This is a genomic window from Glycomyces halotolerans (assembly GCF_054779575.1).
In genome coordinates this window covers 68,819-93,850 of the sequence record NZ_BAAGXZ010000008.1, presented here as the reverse complement: position 1 = coordinate 93,850, position 25,032 = coordinate 68,819, and the positions used below count along the sequence as shown (strand labels likewise).

The following is a 25,032-nucleotide window of genomic DNA, read 5'->3' as shown; positions in this document are numbered from 1 at the left end:
GATGTTCCCTTCAGTCTTCGGGAGGGTCGGGCATCCGGTGCATCCGGGCGAGCGGGGAGACCGCGATCCACAGTGCCGAGAGGCAGAACCCCACGGCGGTGACGACCAGGGCGGTCCGGATGCTGAAGACGGACCCCAAGAGCCCGCCGAACAGAGCGCCGACCGGCATGGACCCCCAGGTGACGGTGCGCATGCCGGCGACGGTGCGGCCGAGGAGGCGACGCGGGATGAGGACCTGTTGGAGCGTGGCGACGTTGGTGTTGCCGATGGTCATGAAGCATCCTGAGATGAAGAACATCGTGGCCACGATCGACAACGCGAGCGCGGGGGGCCCGGCGGCCAGCGGCAGGAGCACCTGCACGGCCGAGGCGATGCCGAAGCCGGCGACGATGGTCCGTCCCGGCCCGATCCGCTCGGCCAACGGTTTGGCGATGAGCGTGCCCAGGAAGGCGCCGACGGCGCCGACACCGAGAACGAGGCCCAGGACGGTGCCGCCGAAGCCGAGGGTCTGGAGGACGAACAGCGGCAGCAGCGTGTTCCTGGCGATGAAGAACAGGTTGTTCACGCCGGAGCGGATGGTGAGGAATCGCAGGTAGCGGTCGTGGGCGATGAAGCGCAGCGATTCGCCGATCTCGGCGAGGATGTTCCGCTTGCCCTCGGGGCGTTCGGGTTCGGGTTCGGGTTTGCGGATGGCGAGCAGTGAGGCGACCGAGACGAGGCTGGTGGCGGCGCCGGCAACGAGAGTGAGCGGCGCGGTGATGAGCTCGACCAGGACGCCGCCGATGGAGGGCCCGCCGGATTTGGAGAAGACGATGGTGGCTTGGAGCTTGCCGTTGCCGTCGAGGAGTCGGTCGCGGCCGATGAGGCTGGGCAGGTAGGCGGTTCCGGCGACGTCGAACAGCACCGCGCACACGCCCATGGCGAACGCGATGAGGTAGAGGTGGTGGACCTCCAGCAGCCCGGCCAGGCCGAATCCGGCGGTGACGACGAGCGCTAGGACCCTCCCCGCGTCCGCGGCGATGAGCATGGGCCGCTTCTTGCTGCGGTCGATCCACACCCCGGCGGGGAGCGACATGATCAGGTAGGGGGCGAACAGGGCGGCGTTGAGGACGCCGAGCTGGGCCGCGGAGGCGTCGAACATGAGGATCGCCGCCAGCGGGAGGGCCAGTCCGGCGACTTGGACGCCGACTCGCGAGACGGCCTGGCTGAGCCAGTACTTGAGGAAGTCGGCGTCCCGCCACAGGCTCGGCGCCGGCGTCTCGGTGCCGGATGCGGTCTCGGCCTTGACAGGGTTCACGGCTGCGCCTCCTGTTCGGTGTCGGTGAAGTGCCGCTCCAAGTCGGTGGCGAGCGCGGCGATCTCGTCGGCGAGCGGCCGGTCGTCGCGCAGTCGCGGGTGCCGGTCGGCGAGCCGCCCCCACAGGCCGGGGGCGGGCAGTTCGCACAGGTGGTAGTGCATCTGCACCAGGGCGGCGTACATCGAGGCGGCGATGAGCCAGGCCCGGTCGAGCATGACGGCGACGGTGTTGGCGCCGTTGAGCGCCAAGGGGACGTGGTCCTGGTTGTCCAGGTTCGTCGGCACGGGCGTGCAGGAGGCGGGGTAGGCGGCCTGCCGGATCGCGCCGAGGTGGGAGGTGGCGGCGATCTGGACGCCGGCCATGCCGGAGCGGCGGCCGGGCTCGTGGGCGAGCAGTGCGGGCAGACCGCCGTTGCGGCGCGGGTCCACTGCCAGCGCGAGTTGGCGTTCGAGGAGGTAGGCGAGCTGGTGGGTGCAGACGGCGTGCTGTTCACCGGCGAGGGCTATCGGGGCGGCGTGGAAGTTGCCGCCGTGGAGGAGGCGGTCGTCGGTGACGACGGGGTTGTCGGTGCAGCCGTCGGCCTCGGTCGCCAGGACGGTCTGCTGGAGCCGGAGCTGGTCGAGGACCGCGCCGATGACCTGCGGGGCGCAGCGGATGGAGTAGGGCTCTTGGAGGGGGCGGCGCGGGTCCGGATCGGTGCGGCCTCCGGCTTCGCGGCGGATGAGCGCGGCGGCGGCGCGGTGTCCCGGGTGGCCTCGGACTTCGGCGAGTGCGGCGGCGAAGGGTTCGCGGTCGCAGCGCAGGAGGGTGGCGAGGCGGCCGGTGGCCGCGGCCGCGGCGCGGCTGAGCGCTTCGAGGCGCCGGTGGTTGGTCATGGCGCGGGCGAGGGCGGCGGTGGTGCCGTTGACGAAGGCGAGTGCCGACCTGGCCTCCCATCGGACGGGTTCGAGCTCGAGTCGGCTCAGCGCCGCTTCGGCGGGTTCGACGGCCCAGCCGTTGCCGTCGTGCCGCCATGCACGGCCGTTTCCGGCGGCGGATTGCGCGGCATGGGCGAGGGGTATGAGGTCGCCTGAGGCGCTGAGGCTGCCGTCTTGGGGGACGACCGGGATGAATCCGGCGTTCCATTGCGCGGCGAGCCGGTCCCAGATGTCGGGGTGGACGGCGGAGTGGCCGGAGGTCATGCCGCGCAGGCGGAGCCACACCATGAGGCGGGTGGTTTCGGGTGGCAGCGCGGGTCCTTGGCCGACGGTGAGGTGGTCGATCAGGCCGGTGCCGTGCGCGGTGGCGTCGGGGTCGGCGGCGTGGTCGGCCAGGGGGCCGAATCCGCGGTTGAGGCCGTAGACGGGCCGCTCTGCGGCGATCTGGTCGAGGCGGGCGCGGCTGAGCAGCATGGCTTTGCGTTCGTCGGCGGTGAGGGTCAGTCCGCCGGGCGCGTCGGCGCGGCCGATGAGGACGGCGATGCTGTCGTTCACGGTCACAGTCGTCCTTTGCGGATCTTTCCGGCGCTGCTGCGCGGTAGGTCTTCGACGTGGTGGATCGAGCGCGGCTGCGGAACGCCGGGGACGCTGCGGGCCAGGCTCTCGGTGAGGGCGGCGTGGTCGATGGCCGGGTCGGTGCAGTAGAGCCGGTAGTGCTGGCCGCGAACGTCGTCCGAGGTGAGCACGCAGGCGAATTCGGTGTCGGGGAAGTCGCGGCCGAGGGCGGCTTCGATCCGTTCGAGCTGGAAGCGGCGGCCGTTGACCTTGATCAGACCCGATGCGCGGCCGACCAGTTCGAACGAACGCGGGCCGACGGGCCGCACGAGGTCGTCGAGCGTCACCGCCTCGGGGGAGGCGGCCGCGTCGGAGCGACGCGCCAGGCGGGGCCCGCGCACCCGCAGCCGCTGCTCGCCGCCGGGACCGAAGTCGACTTCGACGTCGTCGAACAGCCGCCAAGGCGGCAGGTCGTCGTCCGCGCCGGTGAGTTCGCGGTAGGCGACCGCCCCGGTCTCGGTGGCCCCGAACAGCTCTATGAGCCGGAACGGGCTGCCGCGCATCGCCTCCGCTGCGGCGAAGGTGGCCGGTACGGGCGGGCCGGCGCTGTGGACGGCGACCGCTGACGGCAACCGCCGCAGGCGCGGAGCCAGGCTGCGCAGCATCACCCAGGTCGAGGGCAGGCACACCAGCAGGGTTCGCCTGTCCTCGGCCATCTCGGGGGCTTCCAGCGGCAGGTCCCAGCGGTGGTCGACGGGCACGCCGAACCGGCGGGGCAGTTCGACGCCGAGGAGTCGGCCGTACAGGTGCTCGGGCGGAGCGAAGTTGACCACCTGATCGAACTCGCCGACGATGGTGCGGGCCAGTAGGTCGACCTCGGCGAGCAGTTGCGCGCGGGTGCGGATCCAGACGACGGGCTCCCCGGTGTGGCCGGAGGTGGCGAACGCGGCCTCCCCGGTCCGGCGCTGCTCGAGCACGGTCACGCCCGGCCCTCCAGGAGCGCCCGGTCCTCCAGCTCGTTGCCGACGAACACGGCGATCCGCTCGATGGTGGAGAACCAATGGCGCACGTCGTGGGCGACGAAGTCGACCTCTATGTCGAAGGCGGCCTCGATCTCGGTGATGCATTCGAGCGCCGCGAGGCTGTCGTAGCGTTCGCCGAGGGCGTCGGCGAGGTCGGCGTCGGCCGCGACGCCCTGGACCGGTTCGCCGAGGCGGCCGTGCAGGAGCGCGCGGACCTGGTCTTGGAGCATTTTGGGATCTGGCTGGTTCATTTCGGTCACTTCCCTTCGGAGGAGGCGGCGCGGGGCCGGTCGGCCCGGGTCGTCGTCCCGCCGGAGACGAGGTGGACCAGGCTCGGCGGGGTCGGGCGGAATTCGATGTAGCACAAGGTGGTTCGCTCGGACACGCCGAGCGCGGCGGTGATCTGCTCGGCGAGGGCGGCGCGGAAGGCTTCGTCGCGGTCGGGGGCGATGCAGCAGGTCACCCACGCGAAGGGGCGCTCCGCCGCGGCGTCGGCGAGGGCGTCGAGCGGCATGGCGCCGCTGTGGATCAGTGCCGGATCGGCTTCGGCGAAGCGGACGATCGCCCGCTCGGGCGCGACGCCGTTCTCGGCGAGCCAGCGCGTCAGCCGCACGGCGATGGCGCGGCGTCGCGCGGCCTTGAGCGGGCCGGTCTCGATGGTGATGGTCGGCATCGTGGCTCCTCAGGACAGGGTCAGCGCGGGCAGCCGCCGGGCGGGGTCGGCGGCGCGTCCGCGAAGCAGCGTGTGCAGGCAGTCGGCGAGGGGGTCGCCGCCGATGGGGGCGAGCGGGCTCCAGGCCGCGCCGCCGTCGCCGGCGGTGCGGTCGAGGAAGGCCGTCAGATGCGGGCGATCGACGGGGACGCCGAACCGGTCGGCGGTCGCGACCGCTTCGTAGGTCGAGAGCAGATCGGGCATGCGGCGGCCGGTGTCGGCCCAGCCGCCGCCGCGCACCCGGTGCCGTTCGAGGAGGGTCTTCGCGGCCGCGGGGTCGTGGCGGCCGAGTGCGCGCAGGATCCGCTGGGCCTGGAGCCCTGCCCGCAGGCCGGGTTCGGCATCTGGGACGTTGCTCCATTCGAAGCCGTCGGCCTGGCAGGAGCCCACGAACCGTTCCAGGGACCGCTGGTCGATCACGGAAGCGGCGGGGCGGTCGAGCAGGTCGAGCGCCTCGATCGCGGCGGCGGTGGAGACCATGTCGGAGCCGCGGCCCTCCCAGAACCCGAAGCCGCCGTCGGGGTTCTGGAGCGCTCGCAGCCATTGTGCGATCCGCTCGCGGCCGCTCGGCGAGCCCTGAAACGCTCCGGCGGCCAGTGCCCATGCGGTGCAGCGGATCTCGGCGCCGCGACCGGGCATGTACATCACGCCGCCCTCATTGGGCAGCTGGCAGTCTTCGAGCCAGCGGCGCAGCTGCGCGAGTTCGGTCTCGTCGGTCTCGGTCAGGGCCCGCGACGCGACGGTGAGAGCGTCGCGGGCGAGGTGGGGCTCACGGTAGGTGTAGCCACCGTCGTGGCAGGACATGGACGCCAGGGCGCGAAGGACGTCGTCGGCGACCGGTTCGGTCTGCTCCCCGAGGGCGGTGAGCGCGCCGACGGCGCAGAACGCGGCCCACACGTCGGCGATCCGGTGGTCGGGCCAGCGGACGAACGCGCCGTCGCCGTCGCGCTGACGCAGGATCCATTCGGTGCACGGCCGGGCGGGGCCGGCGTCGAGCATCCGCAGCGCGCCGACGGCCCGGAAGGTCGCCCACATGCACGGGGTGTCCGATTCGCCGTTGAAGACGAATCCTCCGTCCCCGGCCTGCATGGAACGCAGCCAGCGCGTCAGCGCGGCGACATTCCACGGCGGATCGGCTTCTGACTGCGAGTTGAGGGCCCGCCAGGCGGCGACGCCGTAGTAGCAGGCGCGGACGTCGACCGCGCCGGCGCCGGCGTGTTCGGGCGACCAGGCCAAGCCGCCGTCGGCGCTCTGGAGGGAACCGAGCCAGTTGAGCAGGCGGTTCCTGTCGGGCACGTCGCCGCCGAGGATCTCGATGACGGTGCGGGTGGAGAAGTGCGTCGCCCACACCTCGGGGGCCTGCGCGGGCATCATGGCGTACGCCTCGCCCGACCAGGTGGACTCGAGCCAGTCGAGGGTCGTCTCCGGCTTCGGTGCGGCATTGCCGAGGTCGCTGAGTGCGGCGGTGCAGTAGAAGGTCGCCCATGCGTCCGACGGCATGCCCTTGGACCAGGCGTAGCCGCCGTCGCTGTTGCGGTGCGCCAGCAGGTATTCGGCGGTCTGGACCGGTCGCCGCACGGTGTCGGTCCGGCCCAGCCAGGCATGGGTGCGCACCGCGGCGTAGGTGCACCACAAGTCGGCCGCGGTGGTCGTCGTCTCGGCCATCACCCCTCCGTGACCCGCACGTTCGAGCGCTTCCAGCTCTTCTGGGAGCCGCCGCTCTTGGTGACGGCGGGCAGTGTGTTGACGAACAGGACCCGCTCCCAGGAGATGCCGAGCCGGTCGACCGAGGCGCGTTGGACCGCTTCGGCCATTGCCGCTTCGCGGGCCCGGTCGGCGTCGACGTCGCGTTCGAGCAGGAGCCGGGCCCGCTGTCCGGCGGGGTCGGTCTCCATGAGGTAGCCGGTGGCGGTGGTGGAGCCGTAGACGATCTCCTCGACCCGGCGCGGCGAGAGCGTCGCGCCGCCGATGCGCAGCCCGTCGGCTTCGCGGCCGACCGGTTCGATGACCGGCGACCGGTTGCCGCAGTCGCAGCCGTCCAGGACCTCGACCCGGTCGCCGGTGTCGTAGCGCAGCAGCGGCCGGGCGTGGAGGTTCAGCGGGGTGACCACGAGCCGTCCTCTCGTGCCCGGAGCGGTCGGGGCCATGTCGTCGCCGACGGCGATCTCGAAGTGGTTGGCGGCGGTGAGCAGGTGGAGGCGGTCGCGTTCGCAGGCCGCGGCGAGGGTGCCGGTTTCGGTGCTGCCGTAGCTCGCATCGTAGGCGCGGGCTCCCCACCACTGGCCGACGCGCCTCCGCATCGGCGCGACGCTGACCTCCCCGAGCAGCATGAGGGTCGTGACCGGTTCGCTGAGGCGGCCGAGCACGCCGCGCTGTTTGAACAGGCGGCTGGCCTGAAGGAGCACACCGGGGGCGAGGAACACGGCCGTGGGCTGGAAGGTCGACCACAGCGAGGCCAGCCGGTCCCAGTCGGAGACGCCGGCGGCGAACGGGTAGGCGCGCGCGAAGGGCGCTTCGAGGAAGGCGCTGACGTCGGCGGTGAGGTCCCCGACGGGCACTACATCGGACGGAAGCAGGCTCAGCACCCGGTCGTCGGGGCCGAGGAGGCGCGACCAGGCGGTCGCGACCGACACCGTGTTCCACACGATGTCGCCGACCAGTCGGGGTGTGGGGGTGACTTTGCCGGTCGTGCCGGTGGTCTCGTAGTACTTGGCGCTGTCGCCGATCTCGGCGGTGATGAAGTCCCAGGGGTCGTCCTTGAGCCGCCGCTTGGGGGTGGCCGGTAGCGCCCAGAACGCCTCGGGGGAGTATTCGCCCAGGTGGGAGTAGGCCGCCGAGGATCGCGCCCGGTCCCAGACCTGCGCGAGTTTGCGCCGGTAGAACGCTTCGGGGATGTCACGGCCGTGGTGGGATTCGAGCTCGGTGCGGGCATCGAGGAGGGTCTCGAGCCGTTCCTTGGAGTTGATGAGCATCTGCGGTGTCCTTACCCTTCGACAGGCGCATTGGGGCGTTGGTGGAAGACGCAGCCGACGTGCGATCCGTCGCCGAGAAAGCGCACGTCCTGGCCGCGGTCGGGCAGTCCTTTCACGAAGCCGCCGCTGAATCCCGCTCCGGTGACGAACAGTCCCCAGTGGAGCAGGTAGTGGGCGGGCGTGTCCGGGTCGGCGGGACTGTAGAACCGTTCGGCGACCGACCGCGCCCGGCGCTGCACGACGTGGTCGCCGGCCGCGGCCGCGGCGCGGATGTCGGCCTCCCATTGGTCCCGGTCGGTCAGCCAGCCGGCGACGACGCCCTGTCCGGCGTGCCCGATGCTCGGTTTGAGCACCAGCTCCGTCCGGTTCGCCGCGACGTGGTCGAGTAGCGGCTCGGCTTCACCGTCGACGTCGGCGACCGCGTCGGCCAGTCGCCTGGTCCACGGCAGCGTCCGGTCGATGGCCTCGCGCTCGGCCGCGGTGAAGACGTCCCGGTGGCGGGGGTCGCTGAGCATCGCCAGGCAGGACTTGGTCCCGTACAGGTCGGCGTCGAGCGGCGAGAAGAGGTCGATCGCGCCGTCGGCGACGGCGCGGGAGACCGGTTCGAGGATCTGGGCGGCTCGGGGGTCGGCGGCGGCGGTCTTGAGCAGGAACGCGCGGTAGAGCACGTCGATGCGCCGCCCGCCGCACCGCAGCGCGCCGCCGCGGTACTCCAGTTGGTCCACACGGCACGTCACCAGGTCGAAGCCCAGGTCGGCCATGAGGTCGACGAACAGCGACGGGTCGACCGCGACCGGCGAGGTCACCCATTTGACCAGCGCGATCACCGGTCGGTCGGAGGGTCGCCGCCCGCCGGCCTCCAGCAGTGTGTCGACCATCGAGCGCAGCGGGTCGAGGTAGTCGAGGCCGGCGCGCTCGCTGAACTCGGCGAAATCGGGGTCTTGAAGGGTCGCTCGGCACAGTTCCCCGAATTCGAAGGAGCCCAGGGAGCTGGAGGTGTTGAACTCGACGGTCTTGAACCCGTCCGGGCTGCGGACGAGGTCGGCGCGGCCCAGCGGCACGGCCGGCCCCGAGAGCCGCCGCAGCAGCTCGGGCAGGGCCGGACCGGTCCAGCCGAGGTGCTCGGCGAACGCCGCCCGATCACCGTCGAACAGTCGTTCCGGCAGGGACTGAAGCGCGCTCAGCAGCAGTGGCAGATCGTGGTCGAGCCGCCGGACCTCGTCGGCCTCGAGCAGTGCGGGGCGGCCGAGGAGGGGCCTGGTGAACCAGGACCGGAACCGGTCGAAGGGGGGCCGGTTCGAGTCGACGGCCCTGGCCGGGCCCCGCGATTCGTCCAGGAACTCCCGCGTGAGCGGGTTCTCCCAGCGCAGTGGCGCCAGGTCGGCGCCGGTGCCGGTGTTCACGCTCTCGTCGCCTTTCGATCGGGGGCCTGCGACCAGACCGCGGGCAGGACCTTGTTGGTCTGGGGGCTGCGTTCGAGGTCGTCGGCGCGTTCGGCGCTCACGGCCTCGGGGGTGTGGCCGGCGACGAAGCCGAGACCGTAGATCGCCGCGGTCAGCGCCGCTTCGACGCGGGCGGGGTCGGCTTCGGGGCCGGTGTAGCGCAGGCGCATCGCAGTGACGGCGCTCGGCTCGTCCGGGTCGCGCTCCAGCAGCACCTGCGCCTCCTCGACACCGGGGATCGACGCGGCCTGGGCGAGGACGTCGCCGATCCGGAATCGGCTGCCGTAGAGCTTGAAGCCGTCGTCGGCGCGGCCCGCGACGTTGAACGCGTCGGCTCGCCCGCACGCGCACCGGGCCTCGCGCAGCCGGTCTCCGAGCCGGTAGCGGATCACCGGAACGGGCCAGCCCGGTCCGGCTCGCGTCAGCAGCGCGCCCTCCGCTTCGAGTTCGAGGATCTGGTCGGCCAGCAGGTGGAGGGTGTCGGGCGCGCACGCGGGCCAGTTGACGCCGATGACGAACGTCTCGATCGACCCGTAGTTGGCCCACGCGCCCGCATTCGGGAACGCGGAGCGGATAGCGGCCATGCGGGCGGGGGTCATCGGTTCGCCGGACCAGATCACCGTCCGCACCGGCAACGAGATCCTGGAGGCGGCGGCCTTGCGGGCGATGCGTGCCAGCACGTTCGGCGCGCCCGCTATCGCGGTCACCCGCAGGTCCGCCAGAGCCTGCGCCCACTGGTCCACGTCGTCGTCGCTCAAAGCCCCCATCGGCGCGACCACGGCGGAGCTGTGGAGGGCGAGCGCGTTGTAGAAGTGGTGGGCGCCCCACATCCGCCCGGCCGAGAAGAGGTTGAGCAGCACGTCGCCGGGGCCCAGCGGGTCCCAGGTCTCGCGCAGCCGCGGAATCCCCATGTCGGGAGCGATCACCGTCAGCTTGGGTTCACCGGTGGTGCCGCCGCTGGAGACGACCAGGCCGCCGTGACGCCGGGCCCGCTCGGTGGCGGCGGCCCGCAGGTGCTCGGGCCCCCAGGGATCGACGCCGGTCAGGCCCGTCCCGTTCGGAGGCATGGTCTCGGGCCGCCAGCGCGCCAGCTCGTCGAGCACCGCGCGGTCGGAGAGCGTTCCCATCTTCATCGCCGCAACTCCTGCCGTCTCACGAGGCCGAGCCGCAGGGGCCGGGCGGGGCGGCGACAAGGTGCCGCTCATGGCGTCTCGCATAGGCGCGAAAGCGCTCCCCGATGACGCGTATCGCCTCGTCGGGTCGGTCGAACAGGGCCGTGACCGCGCCGTCGGGCTCTAGTTCGGACAGCCAGACGCGGCCGTCACGCGTACGGAGCAGGTCGATGCAGACGTACGGAAGGTCGAGCGCGCGCTGGACGGTCGCGACCAGCTCGGCGACCGGCTCCTCGAGCTCCGTTCGCGGCCGGACCCGGCCGCCGCGGCTGACGTTGGAGGCGTGCGACGCCCCTTCGGGCACGCGGTCGTACATCGCCACGACCGCCCCTTCGACCACGACCACTCGGGTGTCGGCGGCAACGTCGCCGACCGACGGCTGGACCACCATCGTCGTGTCGCCCCCGGAGGCCAGGCCGAGCAAGGAGTCCAAGGTGGCCGGGTCGGGGCAGTGCACGCAGCCGAGCCCGCGCCCCCACGAGGCGGGTTTGACGAACACCGGATACCAGGAGTCCGGGACGAACCGGTGGTAGTCGAGTCTGTGGACGTCCCGACCGGCCGTGATCCGCACCGAGGGGACCAGCGGGACGGGCGAGTCGCGCAGCGCCTCGGCGGTGGCGAACTTGTCGTTGAGCGCGATGCCCGCGTCGAGCGGGACGGCGAGCCAGAATCCCAGGGCCTCCAGCGACCTGGCGGTCGTAATGCCCGACCAGAGGTCGACCCTGTGCCGGGGATTCGCACGAGGACTGTAGACGATGATGTCGCGCGCCGGAAACAGCCGCTCGCTGCGCCAGTGGGCCTGGCCGTCGGCCATCAGGAGGTGCTCGGGCGCGGCCACGTCGAAATCCATGCCGACCGCCTCTGCGGCCTTGCGATACTCGGGCCAGAACACTTCCCGCTCCCACATTGAATCCAAAGTGGATCCACGATCGGGAAAGAGGTAGAGTATCCGTTTCTTCACGGCGTGTCCAATTCTCGAAGAGGGGCATGACTCGGACGCACCGCGTCGGCGGTGCCGGGGGACGGATTCGGTTGTGGAGGCGGTCGGGCGGCGTCTCAGCCCATCAGGGCGCCGCCGTTCACGCTCAGGACCTGCCCGGTGATCCAGGAAGCGTCCTCGGAAGCCAGGAAGTGGACGGCGCCTGCGATGTCGGCGGGACGCCCGGCCCTGCCGAGCGGCACCTCCGACACCAGCTGGTCATGGCGCGGTGAGCGGCCTTCGGCGTTGAAGAATTCGGTGTCCTGGACGTATCCGGGCGAGACCGTGTTGACGGTGATGCCGTCAGCCCCGCCCTTCTTGGCGAGCCCGAACGCCCAGCCGAACAGACCGGACTTGGCGGCCGCGTAGGCGTCGCCCCCGCCGCGCTGGGCGGCGATGGAGCTGATATTGACGACGCGCCCGCCGGGCCTGGCGAGGTTCGACCAGAGCGCCTCGGTGAGGGCCATGGCGGTCAGCAGATTGGACTCGATGGTGCGCCGGTAGTGCGCGACGGTCCCCCCGAGCCCGGCGTCGCGTCCTTTCAGGATTCCTCCAGCGTTGTTGACCAGGACGTCGACTGGCGCTTCGGACAGCGTGTCGACGACCTGCTGAAGGTCCTCGATCGAGGTCAGGTCCGCGACCAGGGGATGTATCCGGCCTTCTTCGGCGGAGGCGGCTGCGCGATCGAGCACGTCCTTCCTGCGTCCGATGATGTGGACTTCGGCATCGGAGGCGGCGAACCGCTGCGCGATGGCCAGTCCGATGCCTGTTCCGCCGCCGGTTACCACGACTCTCCGCATTCGGGTTTCCTTCCGATCTCCGTGTTCGGGCTCTTGCACGAGGCCGGTCCCGGCGCATGCCGCGCTGGCGGCCTGGAGCTCACCGCGATGACCTCCTCGTCATCGCCGCATGCGATGCGGCGCGCTCTGCGCACGAGCGGGCAGCGGGCTCAGTCCGCTTCCTCTAATCGGGTCCGCGAAGGATGCAATTCGTGGTTTCCGCCGAGTCTCCTCGTTGTCAGACCACGGTGTCGACGCTCTGTCAGAGCGGCCGACAATGGACCGACCGAATCCCGGTTGGAGTATCCTTCGCGGCACCCATTGTGATTGCTCATCGTAATTCTGTTATGGCTGCAGAGGGACTGTCAAGCCCGGATGTCCGGATTAGGACATCCCTTGCATTTCCAAGCTTCCACGCACGGTCATCACTCGCTCGCACTGGTTGTTATGATTCCGGCGGCATTGCCGGTGCCAAGCGCCACCCTCAAGCCCGGGAGCTACTGGACAGTGAGCATATCAGGTGAGATTTCGAGTAATACCGACATTTCCGCCCGAGACCGCGAAATACTCACGTATCTCGTCGCCGCCCCCGACCAGCAGACGGCGGCCGAGTGGTTGGGAATGACCGTTCGGCACCTCCGGCGCCGGATCGGCGTCATAATGGACCGCCTCGGTGCCGAGAACGCGTACCAGATGGTCGCTCTCGCCGCTCTTCGAGGACTCATTGACCCAAAGGCACTACCCGCCGGAACCATGCAAGTGGACTGAGACGGCGTCCTCTCGGAGGCGACCGTCCGTTACCTGCGCTCTCCGCTTCCCGCGTCAGCGGAGAGCAATGAGGACCCGCACGGAAGGACCGGAACCGAACCAACCGCAAGCGCGCGCCGGGCCGGGATTGCAGGGGCCGGACGGCGTCTTCGCGAACGTGCTCGACCTACGTGCCCAAGTTCACCGCCGAACCAACATGGACTTTCGTGCCGGGCCCTGAAACGGCTCTTCGTAGTGATGTGTGGTTGTTCGCTGGGGGATATAGCAAGGGCACGTCGTCTGCTGCATAGGTTCCGGGTTGCGAAGTGTTGCGTCTCGGCGCCGAAGGCGGCATCGAAGCGCTCGACGGGTGGCTGGGCTGGGCGGCCCGCTGCCGCATCCCCGGGTTCGTCCGCCTCGGCCGGCGCATCAAGGACCAACGCGAGGCCATCGAAGCGGCACTACGGCACGGGATGTCCAACGGGCTGATCGAGTCGGTCAACACCAAGGTCCGCATCCTGACCCGGATGGCCTACGGCTTCAAATCACCCGAAGCGCTCATCGCCCTGGCCATGCTCGCGCTCGGCGGCCACTGACCCGACCTGCCCGGCCGACCCTCCGGCGTGCTCGTGGTCGACGAGACAGGTTTCATCAAGAAAGGGCGCAGGTCGGCCGGAGTGCAGCGGCAGTACTCAGAAACCGCGGGCGGGGTGACGTTCGAACCGGTTCGAAGAACAGTTTGCAGTCCCGGAGACCGAAAGTTCGGTTTGCAAGAGTTTCACCAGTTGAGTGGGGTAATGATATCGAAGATCTTGCATCGAACGGCGTTCGAAGCTAACGTCCCGAGTGAATCGGATCATCGAACCGGTTCATAATCTCATCGAGGAGACGCTATGCATCTCACCTTCAAACGGACGCTCGCGCGCCTGAGCGTCCTGATACTCACCCTGGGCATGGCGGTGATCGGGTCCTCCGCCCCGGCCAGCGCCGCCGACAACACCCTCACCGTCAACGTCGGCGACACCGTCAGGCCCGTCACGCACGTCGCGTCCGGAGGCCTCTACGGCGTGGACACCGGGTCGCCCTCGCTCGAACAGCTCCGCGCACTGCGGCCCACGGCGTTCGTGCAGCCGGCGCCCGACACGCCGCACCTCGGCAACGGCGCGACCGAGCCGTGCTGCGATTCGCTCGAGGTCGCCGACGGCATCACGAACGCCGGCGCCAAGCAGTACATCCGCATGCCCGACATCTACCCGTCGTTCCCCTACCCGTGGGACGGCTGGGCGGACTGGGAGGCGAAGGTCCGCGACATGGTGCAGGACCGCCTCGACGCGACCGGCACCACGAACATCGCCGGCTGGGAGCTGTGGAACGAGCCCGAGCTCAACTGGGACGACAACCGCGGCATGACGTTCAACCAGTTCTGGACGCGGACTCACGACGTCATTCGCAGCCTGGACTCGACGACGCCGATCGCCGGACCGAGCTGGGCCTGGTACGAGAGCGGCAAGATGCGGGACTTCCTGGTCCACGCGCGCGACACCGGCACTCTGCCGGACGTCATCGTCTGGCACAGTCTGGGCGAGCACTCGTACAACGACCTCGGTTCCGAGGTCGACGACTACCGCGCCCTGGAGAACGAACTGGGCATCAGCCCGCGGCCGATCTCGATCAACGAGTACGCCTCGTCCGATCAGGTCGACATCCCCAGCATCGCCGTGCACTACCTGTCCGTCCTCGAGCGGCACGGTGTGCAGGACGCGATGCGGCCTTACTGGTTCGAGGCCGGGACGTTCAACGGCCTGTTCCACGACGGCCAGCCGACCGCGTCCTACTGGGTCTACCGCTGGTACGCCGACATGTCGGGCCGGATCGTGCAGACCGTCCCCGAGTCCTGGCTCGACGGCGTCGCCTCCTACGACGCCAGCAGGGAACGGGTCAACGTCGTATTCGGCGGCGACAGCGGGACCAACAACGTCCGCGTCAACGGCCTGGGTGATCTCGGCGGCCAAGTGAGCGTGCAACTTTCGCGCACGAACGACACCGGCCGGCACACCAACCAGCCGAACAACATCGTGGTGTCGACCCGGGACTACACCGTTTCGGGCGGCAGCATCGACGTGGCCGTGCCGGACATGGACGCGGAGATGGCCTACCAACTGCTCATCACGCCCGCCTCCGGTGCGCCCGCCTGGCAGCGGACGTACGAGGCGGAGAACGCGAACGTGAACTTCGCGGAGACGCTCTCCTCGGGCAGTGCCTCGAACGGCTACTACGTCGGTCGGATCGACAACGACACCGACATGCGGACGCACAGCTTCGTCGACTTCCTCGTCGAAGTCCCCAGCTCCGGCAGCTACACCATGGCCATCCGCTACGCGAACGGCACCGGGTCGGACTCGACGCACGGGCTCGCCTACAACGGCGGCGCATGGCAGTCGGTCACGTATCCGCCCACCGGCGACTGGGGCCAGTTCGACACGGTCGAGGTGTCGGTGGACCTCGACGCCGGCCACAACGCGATCCGGCTCGCCAAGGGATCGCCCAACTTTGACGGCGGCGTCGGCTACGCCGAGCTGGACAGCATCACGCTGTCGGGCGGCGGCACGACACCGCCCCCGGACGACGACCCGAGCGGCGACACCGTGCTGCTCCAGAGCGTCTCGGCCGAGAAGTGTATCGACGTCCCCGGCGGTGACACCACCGACGGCACGGAGGTCCAGCTCTACTCCTGCTACGAAGGCGAGAACCAGCAGTTCACCGAGACCTCCGGACAGGAGCTGCAGGTCCTCGGCAAGTGCCTGGACGCGCCCTCGGGCAGCAACGGCGACCTGGTGCAGATCTACACCTGCCACGGCGGCGACAACCAGAAGTGGACCTTCAACTCCGACGGCACGATCTCCAACGTCGAATACAGCAACGTGTGCCTGGACGTCTACAGCTCCAACAACGGCGCGCCCGTACAGCTCTATTCCTGCTGGGGAGGCGATAACCAGCAATGGAATCGCATCTAGCCGCTGACCGGATCCCCCGGCACGGCGGCAAGTGCCCGGACGTCTGCAACCGGTCGACCGACAACGGCGGCGACCTGGTGCAGCGGCCGTGCACCGGTGGCGCGAACCAGCACTCGTCGCGCGCGGCCGCCTGAGCGTGCGGTGGCACCGGCCGGCCCGGAGGCGAACGCCTCCGGGCCGGCCTCGCCCGTAGATGGGGGCGCACAACCTACGTGAACAGGGAGGCGCCCGTGAAGCTCCGCAGCGGCCACTGGTACGCCGGGCGGGACTGCAACGCCTACATCCACCGGGCCTGGAGGCGCCGCGGCGTCCCCGGCGACGCCTTCGACGGGCGAGCGTCCACCCTGGAAGGGGACACCGTTTCAAACGGTTGATTGGACTGTCTTCAGTTCGTTTTCCAAATCGACCGGGGGACCGGTACCCGAGTGACGAGTGTCGCCGCTTGAGGTTGAACCAGTTCAGGTAGGAGAAGGCCTCCATCCTGGCGGTAGCGGCGTTGGCGAACTTGCCGCCCGAGCCGAGCAGCTCGCGCTTGAGCGAGGCGTGGAAGCTCTCGGCCAGGGCGTTGTCGGCGCTGGCGCCCACCTTCCCACGCGATTGCAGGATTCCGTGCCGCTCACAGTACTGTCGAAACAGGAGTGACGTGTACAGGCTTCCGTTGTCCGAGTGCGCAATTTCACCGCGTCCACCATCCGGCGAATGTCCCCGCCACCACCGACGAATCGCCACGCGTACGGGAAGCCGACCACGAATCACCGTTTGCGGACGGTGAGCGGAAGGTATCGGGCCACCGCCAACGTGTCCCGCTCGACGGGCGGCTGGAATGCCAGCGTCGGATGATGGCTCCGGGCGCTTGACCAATTCATGGGTCGGGACAGCTCTGCTGTACCCTGGCTACGGCTGCCTGCCGGCAGTTGTTCGGGACGTGGCGCAGCTTGGTAGCGCACCCCGTTTGGGTCCTGAGCCGACCACCCAGCCAACACCCTTCCAACCTGCGAAAAACCGATCTACCTGCGGTTATGAATTCACCCGAACTATCCGATGCGGCCCGGTTAGGTCCGGCTAACTTCGGCAGTTCTCGGCAGGTTCGTGCCGAATACGTGCCCAAGTTCGCCGCCAAACCAACATGGACCCTCATATCAGGCCCCAAAACCCGCCCCGCCGTTTTCTGATGGTTCGGAGGAACGAGTCGGTACGGCTCGATGTCGCAGGACAGGACAACAGCGAATGGCCACGCGCCCATGATGCCATTCAATTGACGATTGCCAATATTTTGGTCTGGACTGCCCGGGAGGCGCGTTTTCGGCGCGCCGCCCGGGAGGCCGCTCAGTCGAAGTTCCCGCAGAGGACGCGGTCGGAGGCTATGTGCTCGTGTCCCTCGACATCCATGTTCTCGACGTGGACGACGATGGCCTCGATCCGGTCGTCGGCGACCAGATCGCTGTCGACGGCCGTTGAGCCGTTCCCGTCGGCGTCGGTCACGAAGTGGAGGTGGATCTCGTTGGACTCCGACATGCCCTCGTCGGGGTCGGCCAGCCAGTGCTCGCCGCCGGGCGGGTCGGTCTCGCAGGTCGCATCGTGCAGGTGCGAGACGTATGTGGTCTCGGACATCAGGCCGGAGACGGTGAGCTCGACGCTCGTGCCGCCGTCGGCGACGGTGACGGATGCTTCACCCGAGGCGTCGGGGTACATATCCTCGGCGCTGGCAATGACCGCCAAGGCGGCCTCACGGGTCTGGCTTTCGGTGGCGTCGGCTGGTTCGTCGGACGAGCAGGCGGCCGTCGCGATCAGCGCGGCGAGGCTCGCGCCGGCGGACATGCTTGGTGGGCTGAAAGGCATTGATACTCCTTATGGTTCGGAAACGAGCAGGTCTGAGGAGCCCGGTCCGTCCGGATCGGACGGAAGCTTTGGGCGGTCCGCGCGACGGATGTGCCGTGAGCCGGTCCGCCGACATGTCCGGGACCGGCCGGGCATGTGGGTGCCCGGCTCGATCCGGCTCTTTCCGGCTGGTCAATCCGATCAGGGTCCGGACTTGATGGCGGTTTCGACCGCGGCGGTGAACTGGGCGCTGTCGACGACCTCGCCGTTCAATTTCGCAGTCGGGGTGCCCTCGGCGCCCTGGTCCGCGGTGGCGCTCGGCGAGGCCGATGTGGCCTCCCTCGCTGAGCAGACCGGCGCCGCCCGCACCGCCGTCAGCCAGCACCTCGCGAAGCCCCGCTTCGCCGGGCTCGTCCGCGCTTGCGATCAAGATGCTCGCCCACCCTGTGCATCGGCCCGATCGCCACGGCCTTGGGCGAGCGGATCTAGCGCCGCGCGCTCATGGTCGCGATGGATCTCGCCAGGCGCTATTGAAAATGGTTGTCGGTTAGGCTCGGGTCGTGAGCGACTAGCCGCGGCGCCCACTGTCACGGAGAAGGCCGTCAGCAAGCACATCAAGCGACCTTCAGCAAGCTCGACCTGCCGCCGACCGACCGAGAGCACCGCCGGGTCCGCGCCATCGTGTCCTACCTGGATGTCTGAGGGTTCTCGTTGAGCCACCGCTCGAATACGCGCACCGCGGCCTCGGCGAGCCGGGGTCCGTGCACGGCGGCGTCCGCGCGGACGCGGCCGGGGTTGATGCCTGCGGTCGCGAGTTCGTGTGCGTGCCCGACCAGCCACTGCTCGATCCGCGCGTGGTCGGCCTCCAGGTGGAACTGGAGCCCCAGCACGTGCGGCCCCGCGCCGAACGCCTGGTTCGGGAACCCGGGCGTCTGCGCGAGACGGTCGGCGCCTTCGGGCACGGCGAACTCGTCTCCGTGCCAGTGCAGCACCGGGACACCGTCCAGGGGCGCCAGCACGGAGCGTCGCCCCTCGTCGGTCAGCGTCAGCGGCGCGTAGCCGATCTCCTTGCGCCCGGTGGAGACGACGTCCGCCCCGAGGGCTGTGGCCACGAGCTGTGCGCCCAGGCACACGCCGAGGGTGGGCAGGCCCGCGCGCACCCTCGCCCTGACTGCGTCCTTCTCGGCGCGCAGGAACGGGTAGGCGTCGTCCTCGTACGTCCCGATGGGGCCGCCGAGCACGACCAGGAGGTCGGGCTGCAGCGCTGCCTCCGGCGTGATCGGCTCGATCGTGACGTCCAGGTATGACGTCCGGTAGCCCCGGGCGCCCAGCAGAGGCGCGAGGAGCCCGAGATCCTCGAAAGGCACGTGTCGGAGTGCCAGCACGTCGCGTGTCATGGGTGTTGCTGCTCCTCGGCGGATTTCAGGTGGGGGACAGGACAGGGTCAGCGGGCGCCGGCCAGCCAGGCGCGGGGCGACTGCCCCAGCTCGCGGGCGAACGCGCGGGAGAAGGCCGGCGGGTTGCTGTAGCCGAGTTCGGTCGCGGTCCGGGCGATGGACGCCCCGCCCCGCAGCCGCTCCTGGGCGACGGTGAGCCGCCACCCCGTCACGTACTCGGCCGGTGATTGCCCGACGGCCGACTTGAACCGGGCGGCGAACGCGCTGCGCGACATGTGCGCCTCCTGCGCCATCGTGGCGAGCGTCCACGGCCCGCCGGGGGTCTCGTGGACCGCCACCAGAGTGCGGGCGAGGCGCTCGTCGGCGAGGCCCGTCAGCAAACCGGCGGGCAGGGCGAGCTCGTCGGTGTGGTCGAGGAGCCATCGGAAGAGGTGGACGAGCACCACTTCGAACAACCGGTCGGCCAGCACCCGGCGGCCGCAGCGCACGTTGTCGATCTCGGCGAACAGCAGGTCGAGCGACGGCTCCAGGCTGTCGACCGCCGCCACGGGCAGGACGATCGCGGCCGGGAGGGTGCGCACGAGCGGGTGCGTGGCCCCGCCGTCGAAGTCGAGTGTCGCGCACGCGAAGTCGGAGTCCTCGGTCGGCGCGTTGTGGAAGGAGTGCTCCAGGGGCCTCGGGTAGAAGAGCAGGCTCGGCTGATCGATCGCCCGGCGCTCCAAGCGCCCGTCCGCGCCGCGGTGGGTCACCTCCATCTCCCCGCGCCGCAGGATGTGGAGGAAGCCCCGGCCCGGTTGCGCGGCGAACTTCGTGACGCCGCACAGCGGTCCGGTGTGGAAGAGGCGCGTGCGCACCCGGAACCGGTCCAGGAGGGGCGAGAGCCGGTCGATGGAGGCCATGAGCCCAATGTATCAGACGATCTGGTAAGAACTACGGACGATTTCATGCTGTTAGTCCACGATTCGCGGCTAGTTTGTGAGTACGCCCCTCGGGGACTCCCACGAGGGGCGATTCCGTCACGACCGAAGGAGTACCTCCCATGCCCACCGTCCACCTCGTCGAGCACGAGTCGGCCACCGGCAGCGTCAAGAACCAGCTCGACCAGATCCACGCCACGTTCGGCACCGTCCCCGCGATGTTCCGGGCCGTCGCGAACTCGCCCGCCGCGCTCACCAGCATGTGGTCGTCGTTCGGGGCGTTCGCCGGCGGGGTCCTCGGTCCCGCGCTCGGCGAGCAGGTCGCCGTCGCCGTCGCCAACCGCAACGCGTGCGAGTACTGCCTGGCCGCGCACACCACCCTGGGCCGCAAGGCCGGCGTCAGCCCGGATGCCCTGACGGCCGCGCAGGACGGCACCTCCGAGGACCCCCGCACCGCAGCGCTCCTCCGCTTCGCCCTGCAGCTCGTGGAGCACCGCGGACAGGTGACCCCCGAGGACGTGCAGGCCGTCCGTGACCAGGGCTGGGACGACGAGCACATCGTCGAGGTGATCGCCCAGGTGGCCCTGAACCTGTTCACCAACTACATCAACATCGCGCTCGACGTTCCGGTCGACTTCCCCGGGGTGCGGCTGCGGCCCGCGAGCTGACGCCGACCGGCGGGGCCGTGCGGATCAGTGCTGCCGAGCGAACCGTGCGGTCCCGCCGGGCCGCCCATCACGCACACCGACCGGGCCCGTCCCGCGGGCGACCTCCGGCCGACACCGTGGCAACGGCTCGAGTTCGGCATAGCCGTCGCCGCACTCCCTCGCGCAGCCGAAGCGGTCACCGCCGAGGCACTCATAGACCACGTCCAGGCACTCGTACTACAGCCGTTGACCTGCGGTGACATTGGACGTGAGGCGGCCACCGCCGGGATGCTTCGTTGCTTGTGTGGACAAGAATTCCGTGGCGTTGGAAGCGGCCAATAGTGTAGACCCTCAAGCGTGGCGTACCGAGTTCGAGGCGGCGTTCAGGCAGGTCGCGGGCAGGTTCGCTCGTCGCGGTGCTCGGTCGTCGGCGCGGGGCCTGCCGGCGGTACTGGTCGCTCCGTTGGAGAGAAAGAACTGCTGGACGATCACCGAGCGTGGCCGGCCACGACTCCCCGCACGGACTCCAGCACCTGCTCGGGCGGGCGGGCGGTCTGGGACGCTGACGGGGCGCGTGACGACGTGCGCACCTACGCGCTCGAACAAACTTTCAACTGAGACGACTTTGCTTATGCCCTGCTCCTGAACCGAACAGCGAATCCTTGAATGTGGTCGAGGGGCTACGCGAGCGTTGCCGCCGGTTCGCCGTATGACGGGGCCATGCGCCGGATTGTCGCGGTCGTGCTCCCGCGGTTACCAGCGACCCATGATCCTCGGGTAGCTCTCCTGCCTGTCGGGTACGTGAAGCATGGACGAGGCACGGATGTCTTCGAGATCTGACAGCAACCGGAGCTCCGGGTCTTTCAGGCAGAAGTAGCATTCGTTGATGCTTCTATGGAGGTCAAGTCGCGCGACTCGTGTTGTGCTGCGTCGCTTTGAGCGTTAATAGATCTCCCTTGTCAGGTATCGTTCCAGGCAGCGGATGATCTCACCTTTTGTCTTTCGCTCAGCAGTGCGTCGTTCTACTTAGGCACGCGAGAGAGCGTAATGGCGTACGCGGCGAGAATGACCCGGTGAAGAGCGGCGTTGAGGGCGCGGTTGCCTCCGCGGTTGAGGCGGTGGCGGACGTCGGTCCGGCCTGAACCGGACGGGATCACTCGGTCGCCCTGCGCTCGAACTGCTGAGCGATTCGCGTCAGCACTGCGCACTTGGTAACAGCCATCCGTCCTCTTAAACACGGGGTTGACCCCGCTCCCATATGTGCGCGGTTGCGTGGCCAGAGCAGGGAGCATCCCTGTCAAGTGGTTTGGAGAACGCCCTCATAGAGTTTTCGGATGATCAAAGGTCATTCTGGTGAAACTGGTCGGTATCGCCCCTCGGACAGGTTTCCGTGGAATCAAATCTTTACTCCTTAATAGGTAGATGTCCTGCATTCGATCTGTTCTCCACCTGTGTCCCGGTATCGCCAATGAGCCGTCGAGCCAATTCCCGAAACCTGGAGAGCCGGTTCTGGAACCGGGTTACGGTCAAGCCTGATTGCCCAAGAGACCAGCGCATGGAAGGCGCGGTCTGTCTTTCGAATCCTGAGGGGGAAAGGTGCAGAAGGCGAATATCATCAAGTCGCTGGCGGCGGCGAGCGTGATCAGCATGGTCGCGTTCACTCCGGCGGCAGCGACGGCGCAGGAAGACCACGAGAACGGCACGTTCAGCACCATGCTGGATCCGTTGAACAACACGCCGGGTTCTGGCCACGCCACGGTCGATTTCCACGGAGACGAAGCGACGATCACCGTCAGCTACTCGGGACTGGCCGAGACGTTCCAGGACGGTCCCTTCCCGCACGCCCAGCACATTCACATCGACGGTCAGGGCCGGTGCCCCGACATGTCCAGAGACGAGAACGGCGACGGGGTCGTCTCCACACCCGAAGGGCAACCCGACTACGGGGGGATCGGGACGTCGCTGACGACCGAGGGCGATACCAGCCCAGATTCGGCCCTGGCGGTCGAACGCTTCCCCGGGGGGCCGGCCAACGACTACTCGCGGACGTTCACCCTGGATAAGGCTTCGGCCGAGTCGGTGCGGAACGGGACCGGGGTCATCGTCGTGCACGGCGTCGACCCGGCGACGATGAGCGATGAGGCCGCCGAAGCCAAGAGCCCGCTGGACGACTCACTGCCACTGGCCGCGACCGCTCCGGCGCTCTGCGGCGCCCTGGCGAGCGGCATGCCGGACGGCGGCGCCGACACCGGAGGCGGCTACCTCGCCGGGTCTGACGGGTCGGTGACGACGATCGGGGCTGTTCTGGCAGCAGCCGGTGCACTTATCGCGGCCGCCTACGCGTGGCGTAGACGTAAGACGGCTCCGGCGGCCAGCTGATCTGGCCGCGCATCGCCATGGGTTCTGCAACCGTCGACACCGAGGGGCGCCGTCACGCGATCCGCGTGACGGTGGCCCTCGTGCTGGCGCTCATCGCGATCGCACTGGCCTCGAATTCCATCCTTTCTGGTTCCGGGGCCGGTGCCGATCACGTGCCAGCGGCCGAACCCCGAGCAGTGGCGACCGGCGACGATAGGCGGTCGAGCCCGTCTGAGCCCTACGACCGGCGCGGCCTCAGCGCTTCCGCACCGGAGTCCATTGACATCCCCTCGCTCGGCGTGGATACCGAGGTGATCCGCCTGGGACTTGGTGAGGACGGTGCCGTCGAAGTGCCGCAGTTCGACGAAGCGTCGAAAGTCGGCTGGTACGAGCATTCGGTCACCCCTGGACAGGTCGGAGCGTCGGTCCTCCTCGGACACGTGGACACGCTCGACGGGCCGGCCGTCTTCGCGGGACTCGCCGAACTCGCGCCCGGTGACCGCATAACCGTCACCCGTGCCGATGGCGGCTCCGCGGTTTTCAGCGTCGACCGTCTCGAATGGCATTCCAAAGCCGACTTCCCCACCCGAGCGGTATATGGTGCCGTCGACCACCCTGGTCTTCGCCTCATCACCTGTGGCGGCAGCTTCAATGCCGACGAGGGGGCCTACACCGACAACCTCGTCGTCTTCGCCACGCTCGCTCGCTGACGACCGTCGGTTCTCCACGATGTTCGGTTCGGAGTTCGAGGACCGGTGTGATGTCAACCTGCATCTGTTCGGGAATCGGTGATCGATGGCGCAGTCGTCGCGGGCGAAGCAGGCCGTGTTCACGACCGGGATCGATTGAGACGAGCGCGAGGGGGTCCAGACGGAGACCTGCCGATCCGGTCCGGACCCGCCAGGCAATGCCGTTGACCAGGCTTCGGCGGCTGCATCGGCCGGCCGAGCCGGGAAGGCTCGGGCAGCCACCGGCGCAGCCGTTCCCACTGGTTGTCGGTCAGGTCCCTGCGTGCTGTTACGCTCGACAATTGGAACCACCGGGTGAAGCTTGTTGCGGGGCAACAGATTCAACAGGAGGCTTCCTCAATTCTCAAACACGGCCCAGCGCAGGAGTTTGACTCTTATGGCAATGCTCCGACTTGACCAGCCGGGGCATTGTTCGTGGTGGACCTTGCGTGAATCGAACCAGTGGCTCTTGTCAGAAAGTCGCTGGGGCACGGTGGCCTCGTATCCGCGGTGCTACTTTCCGTAGGCGGCTGTCTCTTGGGGCCTGTTGCGGGATCGGTTGCCGAGTAGCTGCCGGAATCGTGGCGTCAGGTGGTGGTCGGGGGCACGCTCGACCAGCTCATGGTTCAGGACGGTCCTGCTGTACCCTGGCTACGGCTGTCTGCTGGCAGGCAACCGGGACGTGGCGCAGCTTGGTAGCGCACCCCGTTTGGGGCGGGGGGGTCGCAGGTTCAAATCCTGTCGTCCCGACATTTTCCCAGGTCGGAGCCTATGTCTCCGGCCTGGCTTTGTCTTATTAGGACCTCTGATGTGGAGCGGTTTGGGTTGTGCTGCGACAGCTTCGGCCCAAGGGTTGAAATTATGTCATCTTTTGGTGTATCTGTCTGATTGATCAGTATGTGCCCTGAAGGGTCTATGCTGTCTCGGCTTTGAGGGCTGTCGAGGTTGGTTGGTGTTGTTCGGCGGCGGTGATCTTCTGTTGGTTGTCGGCCAGTTGCCCGGCGACGCAGTTGTAGTAGTGGCGGTGGAGGACTTCGACGGAGTTGCCGGCCCAGGCGGCGACGTCGGGTGCGGGGACGCCGGCGTTGAGCCAGCTGGTGGGGCAAGCGTGGCGCAGGTCGTAGATGCGGCTGGCCAGCGCGGAGGCGGCCTCGGCCTGGGTGAAGACGACCGCGACCTTCGTCTGCGGCAGCTTCGCGAGCGTGCGCAGCGCCGAGACCGACTCCGGAATCGGCTGCGCCTGGGAGGGATCGGTCACGATGGGGGCGAGCGTGCCGTCGTAGTCGCAGGCGATGAGCAATTGCGGAACGCGAGCGAGTCTGGTCAGGGCCGAGCGAAGCTCCTCGGACCAGACTCGGGCCGAAGCCGACACCCGCTTCGGTGCCTGGTTGTCCTTGGAGCTACGGCTGCTCTGCGCCGCTTCGGGAGTGGGCATCTTTACCACGACGACTTGGTCGTTGCCTGCTGCGGTCAGTGGAGGGTCCTTCCCTATTTGCCGGCTTCGGCGGTGAGGCCGGCGCACACCTGACGCTGGAGAATGATGGCGTCATCCAGATTTC

The 25,032-nt window shown here is 68.9% G+C and carries 22 protein-coding genes, 1 tRNA gene and 4 pseudogenes; 11 read left to right on the top strand and 16 right to left on the bottom strand.

Annotation, left to right across the window (positions count from 1 at the left end):
- Positions 1–10: 10 nt before the first annotated feature.
- The 11 genes from ACYVL2_RS09305 to ACYVL2_RS09255 form a co-directional block, all read right to left on the bottom strand.
- Positions 11–1,297: an MFS transporter gene (locus ACYVL2_RS09305; RefSeq protein WP_460542494.1), complete on the bottom strand. Its 1,287-nt coding sequence runs from the start codon at positions 1,295–1,297 to the stop codon at positions 11–13.
- Positions 1,294–2,769, bottom strand: coding sequence for an aromatic amino acid lyase (locus ACYVL2_RS09300; RefSeq protein ID WP_460542492.1), 1,476 nt, complete (start codon positions 2,767–2,769; stop codon positions 1,294–1,296). Before ACYVL2_RS09300 ends, ACYVL2_RS09305 begins: the two co-directional genes overlap by 4 nt.
- A 2-nt stretch (positions 2,770–2,771) precedes the next feature.
- Positions 2,772–3,752 (bottom strand): class I adenylate-forming enzyme family protein, encoded by a 981-nt coding sequence (locus tag ACYVL2_RS09295; protein ID WP_460542490.1) that lies wholly within the window; start codon positions 3,750–3,752, stop codon positions 2,772–2,774.
- The gene (locus tag ACYVL2_RS09290; protein WP_460542488.1) at positions 3,749–4,042 is read right to left on the bottom strand and encodes a phosphopantetheine-binding protein; all 294 of its coding nucleotides are present in this window, start codon (positions 4,040–4,042) and stop codon (positions 3,749–3,751) included. Before ACYVL2_RS09290 ends, ACYVL2_RS09295 begins: the two co-directional genes overlap by 4 nt.
- A 5-nt stretch (positions 4,043–4,047) precedes the next feature.
- Positions 4,048–4,464, bottom strand: coding sequence for a hypothetical protein (locus ACYVL2_RS09285; protein WP_460542486.1), 417 nt, complete (start codon positions 4,462–4,464; stop codon positions 4,048–4,050).
- Between the two features lie 9 nt (positions 4,465–4,473).
- Positions 4,474–6,168, bottom strand: a complete 1,695-nt coding sequence (locus tag ACYVL2_RS09280; RefSeq protein WP_460542484.1) for a prenyltransferase/squalene oxidase repeat-containing protein — start codon at positions 6,166–6,168, stop codon at positions 4,474–4,476.
- Positions 6,168–7,475 (bottom strand): phenylacetate--CoA ligase family protein, encoded by a 1,308-nt coding sequence (locus tag ACYVL2_RS09275; protein ID WP_460542482.1) that lies wholly within the window; start codon positions 7,473–7,475, stop codon positions 6,168–6,170. The genes ACYVL2_RS09280 and ACYVL2_RS09275 overlap by 1 nt, the downstream gene beginning before the upstream one ends.
- An 11-nt stretch (positions 7,476–7,486) precedes the next feature.
- Positions 7,487–8,878 (bottom strand): hypothetical protein, encoded by a 1,392-nt coding sequence (locus tag ACYVL2_RS09270; protein ID WP_460542480.1) that lies wholly within the window; start codon positions 8,876–8,878, stop codon positions 7,487–7,489.
- Positions 8,875–10,050, bottom strand: a complete 1,176-nt coding sequence (locus ACYVL2_RS09265; protein WP_460542478.1) for a phenylacetate--CoA ligase family protein — start codon at positions 10,048–10,050, stop codon at positions 8,875–8,877. Before ACYVL2_RS09265 ends, ACYVL2_RS09270 begins: the two co-directional genes overlap by 4 nt.
- A gap of 19 nt (positions 10,051–10,069) precedes the next feature.
- Entirely contained in the window at positions 10,070–10,996 is a 927-nt protein-coding gene (locus ACYVL2_RS09260; RefSeq protein WP_460542476.1) for an ATP-grasp domain-containing protein, read from the bottom strand.
- 149 nt (positions 10,997–11,145) lie between these two features.
- Positions 11,146–11,868, bottom strand: a complete 723-nt coding sequence (locus tag ACYVL2_RS09255) for an SDR family NAD(P)-dependent oxidoreductase (RefSeq protein ID WP_460542474.1) — start codon at positions 11,866–11,868, stop codon at positions 11,146–11,148.
- A 375-nt stretch (positions 11,869–12,243) separates the two neighbouring features.
- Here ACYVL2_RS09255 and ACYVL2_RS09250 point away from each other — a divergent pair, with 375 nt between their 5' ends.
- From ACYVL2_RS09250 to ACYVL2_RS09225, 6 genes and pseudogenes are all read left to right on the top strand, one after another.
- Positions 12,244–12,615, top strand: coding sequence for a helix-turn-helix transcriptional regulator (locus ACYVL2_RS09250; RefSeq protein WP_460542472.1), 372 nt, complete (start codon positions 12,244–12,246; stop codon positions 12,613–12,615).
- Between the two features lie 329 nt (positions 12,616–12,944).
- A pseudogene (locus ACYVL2_RS09245) lies at positions 12,945–13,190 on the top strand (transposase); the annotation flags it as partial.
- 18 nt (positions 13,191–13,208) lie between these two features.
- A pseudogene (locus ACYVL2_RS09240) lies at positions 13,209–13,307 on the top strand (transposase); the annotation flags it as partial.
- 180 nt (positions 13,308–13,487) lie between these two features.
- Entirely contained in the window at positions 13,488–15,608 is a 2,121-nt protein-coding gene (locus ACYVL2_RS09235; RefSeq protein WP_460542470.1) for a ricin-type beta-trefoil lectin domain protein, read from the top strand.
- Positions 15,593–15,742 carry a hypothetical protein gene (locus tag ACYVL2_RS09230; RefSeq protein ID WP_460542468.1) on the top strand — a complete coding sequence of 50 codons (150 nt, stop codon included), beginning with the start codon at positions 15,593–15,595 and terminating at the stop codon, positions 15,740–15,742. Before ACYVL2_RS09235 ends, ACYVL2_RS09230 begins: the two co-directional genes overlap by 16 nt.
- Positions 15,743–15,838: 96 nt before the next feature.
- On the top strand, positions 15,839–15,982 hold the full coding sequence (locus ACYVL2_RS09225) for a hypothetical protein (protein WP_460542466.1): 144 nt from the start codon (positions 15,839–15,841) through the stop codon (positions 15,980–15,982).
- Between the two features lie 37 nt (positions 15,983–16,019).
- Here the strand turns inward: ACYVL2_RS09225 and ACYVL2_RS09220 are convergent.
- A pseudogene (locus ACYVL2_RS09220) lies at positions 16,020–16,337 on the bottom strand (integrase core domain-containing protein); the annotation flags it as partial.
- Between the two features lie 597 nt (positions 16,338–16,934).
- Positions 16,935–17,447, bottom strand: coding sequence for a hypothetical protein (locus tag ACYVL2_RS09215; RefSeq protein WP_460542464.1), 513 nt, complete (start codon positions 17,445–17,447; stop codon positions 16,935–16,937).
- A gap of 298 nt (positions 17,448–17,745) precedes the next feature.
- Between ACYVL2_RS09215 and ACYVL2_RS09210 the strand changes: the two are divergent.
- Positions 17,746–17,841 (top strand): annotated as a pseudogene (locus tag ACYVL2_RS09210) (ArsR family transcriptional regulator); the annotation flags it as partial.
- 271 nt (positions 17,842–18,112) lie between these two features.
- Here the strand turns inward: ACYVL2_RS09210 and ACYVL2_RS09205 are convergent.
- Positions 18,113–18,823 carry a type 1 glutamine amidotransferase family protein gene (locus tag ACYVL2_RS09205; RefSeq protein WP_460542462.1) on the bottom strand — a complete coding sequence of 237 codons (711 nt, stop codon included), beginning with the start codon at positions 18,821–18,823 and terminating at the stop codon, positions 18,113–18,115.
- 47 nt (positions 18,824–18,870) lie between these two features.
- Entirely contained in the window at positions 18,871–19,722 is an 852-nt protein-coding gene (locus tag ACYVL2_RS09200; RefSeq protein WP_460542460.1) for an AraC family transcriptional regulator, read from the bottom strand.
- A 140-nt stretch (positions 19,723–19,862) separates the two neighbouring features.
- On the opposite strand from ACYVL2_RS09200, the gene ACYVL2_RS09195 reads away from it, so the two are divergent.
- From ACYVL2_RS09195 to ACYVL2_RS09180, 4 genes are all read left to right on the top strand, one after another.
- Positions 19,863–20,408: a carboxymuconolactone decarboxylase family protein gene (locus tag ACYVL2_RS09195; protein ID WP_460542458.1), complete on the top strand. Its 546-nt coding sequence runs from the start codon at positions 19,863–19,865 to the stop codon at positions 20,406–20,408.
- Between the two features lie 1,575 nt (positions 20,409–21,983).
- Positions 21,984–22,766: a hypothetical protein gene (locus ACYVL2_RS09190; protein WP_460542456.1), complete on the top strand. Its 783-nt coding sequence runs from the start codon at positions 21,984–21,986 to the stop codon at positions 22,764–22,766.
- Positions 22,767–22,783: 17 nt separating this feature from the next.
- Complete coding sequence (locus tag ACYVL2_RS09185; protein WP_460542454.1) at positions 22,784–23,455, top strand: class F sortase; 672 nt, start codon at positions 22,784–22,786, stop codon at positions 23,453–23,455.
- 694 nt (positions 23,456–24,149) lie between these two features.
- Positions 24,150–24,223 (top strand) — tRNA-Pro (locus tag ACYVL2_RS09180).
- A gap of 163 nt (positions 24,224–24,386) precedes the next feature.
- Here ACYVL2_RS09180 and ACYVL2_RS09175 read toward each other — a convergent pair.
- Positions 24,387–24,908, bottom strand: coding sequence for a site-specific integrase (locus ACYVL2_RS09175; protein WP_460542452.1), 522 nt, complete (start codon positions 24,906–24,908; stop codon positions 24,387–24,389).
- Positions 24,909–25,032 lie beyond the last annotated feature (124 nt).